The sequence below is a fragment of the Streptomyces palmae genome (assembly GCF_004684805.1).
Taxonomy (GTDB): domain Bacteria; phylum Actinomycetota; class Actinomycetes; order Streptomycetales; family Streptomycetaceae; genus Streptomyces; species Streptomyces palmae.
In genome coordinates this window covers 62,972-73,290 of the sequence record NZ_SRID01000003.1, presented here as the reverse complement: position 1 = coordinate 73,290, position 10,319 = coordinate 62,972, and the positions used below count along the sequence as shown (strand labels likewise).

Sequence of the window (10,319 nt, the reverse complement as noted above, 5' to 3'; positions counted from 1 at the left end):
GGTGTGCGGCGGGGGGTGGCCGAGGGCTTCGGCTCCCTCCCGGAGCGGTCCTCGTCGTCGGGGGTCTGTGCCAGTTCCAGCGGGGCACCGGCCGCGTCCGCCGGCAGCCGGGTCGCCAACCACAGCGAGTCGAGCAGTTCCTGCTGCGACAGGTCGACCCCGCTCGCCGCGAGAACGGCCCGCACGGTGTGCAGGGTGGCCAGCGCGGGATCGTGTGCCGAGTCGGCGCCCGGGGAGCCGCCCTCGTGGCCCTCCGGGGCGGCGGCACTGACCAGGAGGGTGATTCCGGCTTCCTCGAAGGCGCCGTTGAGGGCCCGCAGCAGTTCCCGCCACCGGTTCGGTGGGACCTCGTCGGCCATGAAGGCGCGGCGGACCTCGTCGCCCGTGACACGGCCGGCCGCCCTGCCGCGCTCCAGGACCGCCCGCACCGCGGGATACGCGGCGAACTCCGGTCGCGCCGTGCGGGACCGCCCGCTGCCGGTGTCCTCCTCCGGCACCGCTCAGACCGCCCCGTCCAGCTGGTGCAGCACCGCGTCGAGGAGTCCGTCCGCCGACAGGTCCACCCCGCCCACCCGCAGGAAGACCGCGTTGAGCAGTTGGTCGGTGGCGAGTTCGCGGGCGGCGCGGCGGCGGAGGAAGGTCTCCAGCAGGTCGTCCACCTCCGTGAGGGACTCCGAGCCCAGATGGGCGCGGACGATCTGCCGCAGCCGCTCCTCGTCCGGGGCGGGCAGTTCCAGGCGGACGCAGCGGCGCAGGAACGCCGGTGGGAAGTCCCGCTCGCCGTTACTGGTGATCACCACGACCGGGAACTCCCGGCAGCGCAGCCGCCCGCGCCGTACCGTGGCCTGCTCACCGGGCCGCTCGGTGAGCACCGCCACCTCGGCCTGCTCCTCGGGCAGCCGGGCCAGCTCCGGGATGTCGAACTCGCCGTCCTCGAAGACCGTGAGCAGGTCGTTGGGGAGGTCCACATCGCCCTTGTCGAGTTCGTCGATGAGCAGCGCCCGGGGCCGGTCGCCCGGCACCAGTGCCGTGCCCAGGGGTCCGAGCCGGACGAAGCTGCCGATCGACGGTTCCTCCTCGTCGTTCTCCCGCCGCAGTGTGGTCTCCCGGAGCCTGCCGATCGCGTCGTAGCGGTAGAGCGCGTCCTGCACGGTGGAACGGCTGTTGATCGGCCAGTGCAGCACCTCGCCCAGACCCAGCTCATGGGCGACCGCCTTGGCCAGGGAGGACTTGCCGGTGCCGGGCGGGCCGGTGACCAGCAGCGGGCGCCGCAGATGGAGCGCGGCGTTGACCACGTCGGCGTGGCGGGGCGAGATGAGGTACGGCTGGGGGCGGGGCGGGGCCGTCGCCTCCCGTGCTCCCGGATCCCCGTCCTCCTCCGCGCGGTCTTCGAACCGCCGCCAGGGCGGGGCGGGCGGCATGGCCGGCTCGCGCCGCCGCCCGTCCCCGTGGAAGAGCCGCCACCCCTGCTGCGTACTCATGGCACAACCTCTCTGTCGGACGGGTCGGCGAGCCACGGCCCGGACCACCCGGTGGCGCCGTCCGGGTCCCGCCCCGCGGCGGGCGGCTCCACCGGGTCGTACGCGCCGGGTGTCCGGGCACTCGGTTCCCCTGGTTCGGCGAGCTCCAGTTCGGGCAGCGGCCGGTCGGCGTCGGCCCAGGCGAGCACCGGTCGGCCCGGGTGGTCGGCAGGGCGCTGCAAGGTCTTGCTGCGGTAGATCCGGACCGCGTCCGGGAGTTCCCGCGCGGGCACCGGCGAGGCGTACCGTACGGCGGGGGAGCCGGGCTCGCCGCTGCGGTCCCAGAGCACCACCGGCACTCCTGCCTGGAGGCAGGTCTGCACCACCCCCGGCCGGGCCGGCGCGGGCACGTCGATGCTCACCCGGGCCGCGAACCGCCACTCCATCAGCAGGCCGTACACCGCGTGGGTCAGCTCCCGCCCGCCCGTGGTGCAGTCGATGACGGTCCCGTCGATGTGCAGCGGTTCCTCCTCGTCCAGCCGCTGCCACCGCTCCCGCCAGTCGGCCAGGTGCTCGGCCCCGGCCCGCTCCCGCAGTTCGGGGCAGTTGAGGACCACCGGGTACTTCACGCCCAGGAGCCGGGGCAGTCCGGTCGGCGGATCGCCGTTCCAGCCGTCGAAGGGCACCTCCAGGGAGTCCCGGTCGACGATGAGTTCCACCATCGGCAGCCGGTCCGGGCGGCCCGGGGGTCGCAGGGTGCCGACGGCCGCGAAGATCTCCCGGACCACCTCCTGCTGGGTGCGCGGCCGGTCCTCGTCCTCCGAGACCCGGCGCGGCCCGGTCCCGTCGTCGCACCACAGACGCAGCCGGTACCGGTCCGTGCCGGGTCCGCAGGAGTCCAGAGCGGCCAGCACCCTGGGGGCCGGGCGCACGGGGTGGTGCTCCCAGTCGGCGGCGTCCCGGCGGCGCTCCCCCAGCGCCACCGGGTGGACGCCGAGTCGCAGCGCGACCCGGTCGTTCCACTCGCGCAGCTCCTCGCGCGGTCCGCGGGACCCGTGCTCGGAGGGCGGGCAGCATCCGGCGGCGATGAACTCCACCACCCGCAGCAGTCCCGGGACCGGTCGGCAGCCGTGCGGGAACGCCCCGCTGTCGCCGGGCAGTTCCTCCAGGAAGCCGATCAACTCCCTCTGGCGCGCGCGGTCGGTCAGCAGCGCCGCGGGCACCGGCGTGACCAGGGCCGCCCGGACCGCCGTCGGCACCCGGGCGGCGGCATGCGGGGGCAACGCGCTCAGCAGCCATAGCAGTTCGCGGTGTTCCCGGGGGGCCAGCAAGCGTCGCAGCCCGGCCTCGTGCCCGATGTCCAAGAGCGCGTCGGCGGCCGGACCGTCGGCCGGGCGGACCGCGTCCACCAGGGCCGGGAGCGCCCGCTCCCGGGTGAGTAGCAGGCGGGCGAACTGCTCCGGGGACGGACCGCCCGCCGCCGGGTGCTCCAGTCCGCACTCCCGCGCCACCGACCGGGCCAGGCCCGTCCATCCCGCGGTGCCGCCGGCGAGTTGGAGGCCGTCGAGCAGGGTCACCAAGCGGCCGTAGCCAGGGCGGTCGCGCAGCGCGTCGTCGGGTCGGGTCAGCAGTCGGGCCGCGCCCACCGCAGCCAGTTCCGCGTGGATGCGCTGCCAGGGCACACCCCAGGCGCGGCGGAGCCCGCCCGAGGTGTCCAGCTTGGCCGCGACCACACCGACCACGGCCTGGTCGTCGGGCAGCCACAGCGGGGCGCCGCTGTACCCGTGGTCCACCGCCAGCTTGCCCTGGTCGCCGTCGAGATACCCGAAGCGGCCATTGCACTCGATCACCTGGACGTCCACGGCGGATCCCCGCTCCGCCGTCGCGTGCCACGCCCGCAGGCGCTGGCGCTCCGCCATCGGCACCCAGGGGGTGGGCCCGATGGATTCCGGAACCGCGGTGTCCATCCGGAGCAGCGCGAGATCGCCGGCCCACTCGTACGCTCCGACGCCCCCGACCGCCCTGCGCGGCGGAATCCAGGCCACCACCCGGGCCGCCCGCTCCACCGTGTCGTCGGGGCCGTGGATCCGGACCCGCAGGGTCACCGGGCCCGGGTGGTCATCGGCGAACTGATGCTTGTGCAAGGCGCCGTTGACAACGTGCGCGCAGGTCAGCAGGTGCTGCTGGGGCAGGAGTACGGCGGCGCCGACCGGCCGGTCGTGCCCCTCGCCGAGCACGGACACCGCGGGCGGCCGGGAGTCCGCGCCGGGGATCCGGAACCACCCCATGCACTCAGTCCCTTCGGCCGGCGTCCGCCGCCGTGCGGGCGCCGTGGGCCGCCGCCGAACCCTGTGCGGCGGCGGACGGGCGCCAGGTCGCGGAAATGGTCAGGCTGGCATGGCCGTTGGCGCCCACGATGCCCAGTTTCAGGTCCTGGCCCACCTGCACCCCGAACTGCACACTGATCTCGTCCGGTGGCACCGCGCCCGCCGACACCGCCTCGTGCACCTCCTGGAGCAGCGGGCCCAGGGGACGGAGCACGGCACGCGCGGCCCGCGTCGTCCGGGTGGCGGCGGTGGAGGCACCGCTCACCGGGGAAACCCCCGTGATGCCACCCTCCGCCGGCGGCCCCGCGGCGACCTCCAGCCGTATGGAGGTGCCGTCGGACAGGGCGAGTTCGGTGTAGTCGGTCACGCGCTCCATCATCGCGGACGAGTACGGGACGGGGACCGGGTTTGCGGCAAGACCCGCGCCCCTGTACGGGCTCGGCCCCCGGCTCCGCGGGCCGCTGCCGACCGGCGCCCACCGGGATCGGCAGCGCTGGGCGGAGCCGGCCGGCCGGAGGTCCGGGGGACGCGACGGCAGGTCTTCGCCCGGTGGAGCGCCGCTCACTCCTCCTCCCCGAGGGTGCCGATCCCTTGGACCACGGTGTGCGCCTCGGCCAGGCACGCCTGGCCGCGGTCGTACTGCCCGAGGTCGCAGAGGGCGTGGCCGAGGGCGGTCAGCGCGTTGGCCCGGCGTTGCTCCAGACCGACCTCCTTGGCGATGACCAGTGCCTGTTCGGCCGCCTCCAGCGCCTTGGCCGGCTGTCCGGCGGCGCGGCAGGACTCGGCCAGGCTCACCAGCAAGTTCGGCATCCGGTCCCGGGACTCCAGCGCGCGCAGGGCGGACAGGCATTCGCGGTAGCCCTCACACGCCGGCTCGAACAGGCCCAGCCCGTGCAGGATCGTCGACCGGGTGTAGATCATATGGATCTGGCCGACGAAGTCCCCGAGTTCCCGGAAGGCCGCCAGACTCCGCTCGGCCCGGCACCGCGCCTGTTCCAGTCGCCCGAGGGCGGCCTCGGCCATCGCCGCCATGCCCTCGACGAAGGCGCGGGTGGACCGGTTGCCCAGCGCGGCGGCCCGCGCGGTGGCCTCCTCGCACCAGGCCGCGATCTCTTCCTCCTCGCGGTGGTGGATGTTGGTCAGGGCCAGCGCGGTCAGCGCGGGGGCCAGCAGGGCCGGCTGCCCGGTCTGCCGGCACAGCGCGATCACCCGGTCGGCCTCCTCCCGGGCCCGCAGACCGCACTGCCTCTCCCGCAGCGCCCACATCAGCGTGTAGCGGGCCCGCACCTCGCTGTGCGGCAGGTCAGCGGCGTGTGCGGCCTCGGCGACGCGTTCGGCCAGCTCGCACAGTTCCGGCACCGCCATGCCCAGGTCGATCAGCTGGATCAGCACCAGCGTCAGATCCGCCAGGAGTGCCACCGGCGCGTCGGGCTCCCGGGAGACCTGCCCGGCCACCGCCAGCACGGCGGGGATCTCCTGCCGGGCCCAGCGCAGGCCCTCGGCCGGGCCGTCGAACCGCGGCTCGGCGGTGCCCGGCTCCACCAGGTCGGGGAAGGGGTAGCCGGGCCGGACCACCCGGTAGAGGCCGGCCACGGTCGCCAGGTAGTACCGCAGCAGCCGCTCCAGGGCGGCTCGTTCGGCGGCGGGGCCGTCCACCTCCCGCACCATGTCGCGCGCGAACAGCCGCAGCAGGTCGTGGTAGTGGTAGCGGCCAGGGTGCGGACAGGACAGCAGTCCCAGGTCGGTCAGCGATTCCGCCAGTCGCTCGGCCTCTAGTTCCGGCACCTCCAGCAGCGCCGCGGCGGCAGCCGACGACACCCCCGGACCGTCGGGCAGGGCCAGCAGCCGGAACGCCCGGGCGGTCTCGGGGTCGAGTTGGTCGTAGCTGAGCCGGAAGGACGCGGCGACGGCCAGCTCGCCGCTCGCCAGCTCGGCCAGGCGGCGGCGTTCGGAGGCCAGCCGGGCGGCCATGTGCGACAACCGCCAGGTCGGACGGGCAGCCAGTCGGGATGCCGCGGTCCGCACCGCCAGCGGCAGGAACCCGCAGGCCGCGGCTATCTGCCGGGCCGCGTCGGGTTCGGCGGCCACCCGCGGCTCCCCGGCGATCGCGGCGACCAGCCGCACCGTCTCCTCGACCGCCAGCGGCTCCAGGCCCACCAGCCGCGACATCGGCAGTCCCATCAGCCACGCCCTGCTGGTCACGAGCACCGCGCAGGAGGGACTGCCGGGCTGAAGGGGCCGGATCTGGGCCGCGTCGCGGGCATCGTCCAGCACCACCAGCACCCGCAGACCGGCCAGCCGCGAGCGGAAGAGGGCCGCCCGCGCCGCGGTCTCCCGGGGGATCGCGGCGTCGGCCACGCCCAGCGCGCCGAGGAAGGCGGCCAGGACATCGGCGGGCTCGACCGGGAGGCCGCCGGCGCCCCGCAGGTTGACGTACAGCTGCCCGTCGGGGAACCGGTCGCGCACGGCGTGGGCCACGTGGACGGCGAGCGTGGACTTGCCCACCCCGCCCATGCCCGACACGCCCACCAGCGGGGTTGCCGGACCGTCGGAGGTCAGATCGGCGCACAGGGCCCGTACCAGCTCCTGCCGTCCGGTGAAGTCCACGATGTCGGCGGGCAGTTGCGCCGGCGGACAGGGTGCGGAACCGACCTGGTCGACCGGCGCCCGCGGCGACGCCGCCGAGGGCGCGGGCGGGGCGGGTGTCGCCGAGGGGCCGGCCGGCGCCGGTGGGGCGGCCAGCCCCGGGTCGCCCCGCAGTATCCCCTGCTGGAGTGCGCACAGACGCGGCCCGGGGCCGATCCCCAGCTCCTCGACGAAGGTGCGGCGGGCGTCGGCGAACACTCCGAGGGCCTCGGCCTGCCGTCCGCCGCGGTAGAGGGCCAGCATCAGCAGCTCCCGCAACGGCTCCAGCAGCGGGTGCTGGTTGACCCACATGGTCAGCTCACCGATGACACCGGCGTGCCGTCCCGCGTCCACCTCCGCCTCGAGCCAGCTCTGGACGGCGAGCAGTCGCCGTTCGGCGAGCCGGGCGCGCTGCGCGTGCGCGTACGGTCCCGGAAGTCCCGGCAGCGGGTCGCCCGTCCACAGGCCGCAGGCCTCCCGCAGCAGCCCGGCCGCACCCGCGGTGTCGCCTTCGGCACGGGCCCGCTCCGCTGCCGCGAGGCGCTCCTCGAACACCTCGACGTCCAGGGATCCCGCGGGCAGCCGCAAAACATAGCCGTTGCCCGCCGACAGCAGGACCGTCGGGTGCGCCCGGTCGACCTCCAGCACCCGCCGCAGACGGGAGACATAGGTGCGCAGCACCGGCACGGCCTGGGCCGGAGGGTCCTCCCATAACGCGCCGAGGAGTTCGTCGATCGACACGGCCCGGCCGGCGCGCAGCGCCAGCACCGCCAGCACCGCCCGCTGCTGGGGAGAGCCGAGGTCCAACTCGGTGTCGCCGCGCCAGGCGTGCACCGGTCCGAGTACGCGGAAACGCAGCGGTCCCGCGCTGTCCGCGCCCGTCGCCTCGAAGGACTCGCTGATGTCGATCACCATGCTCGGGGGAATGCGGCCGCACAGGCCTCCGGCGCCGGCCGCCGTTGTGGATCTTACAGCGGCGCATCCTCTCGCGGACAGGAGTCACCGCTCCGGAGGCGGCCGGCTCCGAACGGCCGGGTGGAGACGGTAGCGGTCACGGGTGTCAGGGGTGATCGGCGTCGGTGGGCAGGGGTGTCCCCGGTCCGGACGGTGGCCACGGTGCCGCCTCTCGGCCGGCGGGATCGTCGGCTACCGGGCGGCGCCGGGTCGGAACGCGAGGCGGACCACGGAATCCGCCGGCTTGGGAAGGTGCGCCTGCCATGAGCGGAGGTCCGTCGCCTGGGCGTCGAGGCAGCGGGCCATGGTCTGCCCGGCGTTGCCGACGGTCTCGCGCAGGCCGGGGGCCAGGTCGGGGCGGAGCAGGAACCGTTCGGTGAGGTCGAGTACCCGCTGCCCGACCGGCGGTCGCGGGTAGAGCCCGTGGGCCAGCCGGCGGGCGACGCCGTACGGGTGCCTGTCCCACAACTCGCCGATGACCTCGAAGTAACGGGCCGCGTAGCCCTCCAGCAGCTCGTGTCCGCCGACCGGGATCGTCTGGAATCCGCCGACCAGGGCGGTCACCAACGGAAGGGGGAGTTCCGAACCGCTGACCAGCTGCTGCCAGGCCGCCTCCTTCGCCGCCGGTTCCGGCCGCGCCGCCCGTACGCCCAGGGCGTGGAGGCGGCCCGCGGCGCTCTGGTCGCGGCGCAGCTCCTCCTCGATCTCGGCCGTGCCGGCATGCCCGTTCACCACCAGGGTGCGCAGCAGGGTCCAGCGCAGTCCCGCGTCCAGGACCAGCCCGGGCAGGGCCTGGACATGGTGGAGCAGGTCGCAGAGGAAGGCGGTCTGACCGCGGGTGACCGCGGCGTCGGCCATGGTGCGGACCCAGCCGAGCTGGTGGTCGGATCCCGCGTCCGCGGCGAGGGCCAGACGGTGGGCGGTGTCGGCCAGCAGCCGTCGGCCGGTCCGCAGCCAGCTCGGGTGCACCAGGCGTTCCACGGCCGCGGCGACCCGCAGTCGGAGCAGTTCCCTCAGGGCCGTGTCGGGTTCGCGGTCCAGCACCGAGAGGGCCATCCGCACGTAGGCGCGCGCCGCGAACTCGGCGTTGTAGACCATGTTCCAGCAGGTTCCCCAGCACAGGGCCCTGGCCAGCTGGTCGGAGAGGTCCCCGATGTGCTCGCGCAGGGTGGTCAGCGAGCGCTCGTCGAACCGCGCCTGGGCGTAGGTCAGGTCGTCGTCGTTGAGCAGGAGGAGGTCCGGTTGCCGTCTGCCGCGCATGCCGGGGACCTCGGTGTGCGCACCGGCGATGGTGGTCTCGATGCGGTCGGTACGCACCAGATGGCCGTCGACCAGGTGGTAGCAGCCGATGGCGAGGCGGTGGTCGCGCAGCGGTGCGGGGGCGGTGCCGGGCTCCTGGCGGATGGCGAAGCGGGAGTACCCGCCGTTCTCGTCGAGGTCGAAGTCGGGGCGCACGGTGGTGTGCCCCGGTGTCCGGAACCACTGCTCCGACCAGCCCGCGAGACCGTCCGCGCGGTCGTGGTCCATCGCGGCCAGGAAGTCCTGGAGGTCGGCGTTGCCCCACCGGTGCCTGGTGAAGTACCGCCGGATGCCCGCCTGGAAGTCCTCGGGTCCGATGGCGGCGGCCAGTTGCCGCAGTACGGCGGCGCCCTTGGCGTAGGTGATGCCGTCGAAGGCGGTCGCGGCCCGTGCCGTGTCGGGGACCGGGGCGCAGACCGCTCGCGCCGTGGGGAGTGCGTCCTGCTGGTACGCCGCGGCCTTCTTGCCGTTGGCGAAGGTGGCCCAGACGCGGCGGTGGCCGACCGTTTCGGCCTGGGCGGCGGCGGCCCAGTAGGTGGCGAACGCCTCCTTCAACCACAGGTCGTCCCACCAGTTCATGGTCACCAGGTTCCCGAACCACATGTGGGCGAGTTCGTGGAGGACCGTCTCCGCCCGGCGCTCGCGAAGGGCCTCGGTCGCCCTCGGGTGGGGCAGCAGTTCTTCGCCGAGGGTCACGCAACCGGCGTTCTCCATCGCGGTGGGGACGAGGTCGGGGACGAAGATCTGGTCGTGCTTGGCGAACGGGTACTCCTGCCCGAACACGGTGGAGAAGTACTCGATGCCCCGCTGGGTCACCTCGAGGATCTCCCCCACCTCGGAGGCCTCCAGGAGCGAGGCGCGCGCCGCGAGGGCGAGCGGTATCGCTCTGCCCCGCACGACGGCCTGGGACCGGTACACCTGGAAGGGGCCCGCGACCAGTGCCATGACGTAGGAGGGCAGCGGCGGGGTGGCGGGGAAGGACCAGCGGGCGGTCGACGGCCCGGCCGGCCGGGGGCGCGGTGTCGGGGAGTTGGAGAAGACCTCCCAGTGGTCCGGCGCGGTGACGGTCAGGCGCAGCGGCGCCTTCAGGTCGGGCTGGTCGAAGACGGCGAAGACGCGGCGGGCCGCGCACACCTCGAACTGGGTGTGGAGGTGGACCGTCCCGTCCGGGTCGACGGTGCGCTGGAGTCCCTCGCCCGAGGCGGCGTAGGGGCAGTCGGCGGTGACCCGCAGCTCGTTGTCCTCGCCGAGGTCGTGGAGCAGGATCCGGCTGCCGGTCCAGCAGACGGCGGGATCGAGTGCGCGGCCGTTCAGCTCGATGCCGTGGACGCGGGAGGCCACCTGGACGCCGCTCGGGCCGGCCGGTGTGCCGGGCCAGGTGGAGCGGGAAGGCTCCGACGGCCGCCGCCATGGCATCGATTCGCCGTCCTGCGGGGAACCGGCCGTGTACAGCTTTCGGATATCGCTTCGGAGTTCGGCGAGCCGGTCTTGCCGCGGTGCGTTCCGGCCGCCCGCCGACAGCGTGGAGCGCACCGCCGGCGGTTCTTCGCGGCGGATGCAGGAAATGGCCTGCGAGGTGGGCCCGTAGCGCGCCAGGAAGTCGCTGCATTCGAGGGCAACGGTATGTGTCATGGCCGCGTCCACGGGCCGAAGG

The 10,319-nt window shown here is 74.6% G+C and carries 5 protein-coding genes and 1 pseudogene; all 6 read right to left on the bottom strand.

Annotation, left to right across the window (positions count from 1 at the left end; all coding sequences use genetic code 11):
- Nucleotides 1–497 (bottom strand): annotated as a pseudogene (locus E4099_RS01015) (hypothetical protein); the annotation flags it as partial.
- Nucleotides 498–500: 3 nt separating this feature from the next.
- Nucleotides 501–1,481, bottom strand: a complete 981-nt coding sequence (locus E4099_RS01010; protein ID WP_135336951.1) for an AAA family ATPase — start codon at nt 1,479–1,481, stop codon at nt 501–503.
- Nucleotides 1,478–3,748 carry a VMAP-C domain-containing protein gene (locus tag E4099_RS01005; RefSeq protein ID WP_135336950.1) on the bottom strand — a complete coding sequence of 757 codons (2,271 nt, stop codon included), beginning with the start codon at nt 3,746–3,748 and terminating at the stop codon, nt 1,478–1,480. The genes E4099_RS01010 and E4099_RS01005 overlap by 4 nt, the downstream gene beginning before the upstream one ends.
- Nucleotides 3,749–3,752: 4 nt before the next feature.
- A complete protein-coding gene (locus E4099_RS01000) occupies nt 3,753–4,154 on the bottom strand; it encodes a CU044_2847 family protein (protein WP_386389119.1) in 402 nt (133 codons plus the stop codon).
- A gap of 194 nt (nt 4,155–4,348) precedes the next feature.
- A complete protein-coding gene (locus E4099_RS00995; protein ID WP_135336949.1) occupies nt 4,349–7,327 on the bottom strand; it encodes an AfsR/SARP family transcriptional regulator in 2,979 nt (992 codons plus the stop codon).
- Nucleotides 7,328–7,558: 231 nt separating this feature from the next.
- Complete coding sequence (pepN, locus tag E4099_RS00990) at nt 7,559–10,297, bottom strand: aminopeptidase N (RefSeq protein WP_135336948.1); 2,739 nt, start codon at nt 10,295–10,297, stop codon at nt 7,559–7,561.
- Nucleotides 10,298–10,319 lie beyond the last annotated feature (22 nt).

Coding starts and splice junctions, on each gene's coding strand:
- E4099_RS01010 (WP_135336951.1), bottom strand. CDS start 1,481: ATGAGTACGCAGCAGGGGTGGCGGCTCTTCCACGGGGACGGGCGGCGG.
- E4099_RS01005 (WP_135336950.1), bottom strand. CDS start 3,748: ATGGGGTGGTTCCGGATCCCCGGCGCGGACTCCCGGCCGCCCGCGGTG.
- E4099_RS00995 (WP_135336949.1), bottom strand. CDS start 7,327: ATGGTGATCGACATCAGCGAGTCCTTCGAGGCGACGGGCGCGGACAGC.
- pepN (WP_135336948.1), bottom strand. CDS start 10,297: ATGACACATACCGTTGCCCTCGAATGCAGCGACTTCCTGGCGCGCTAC.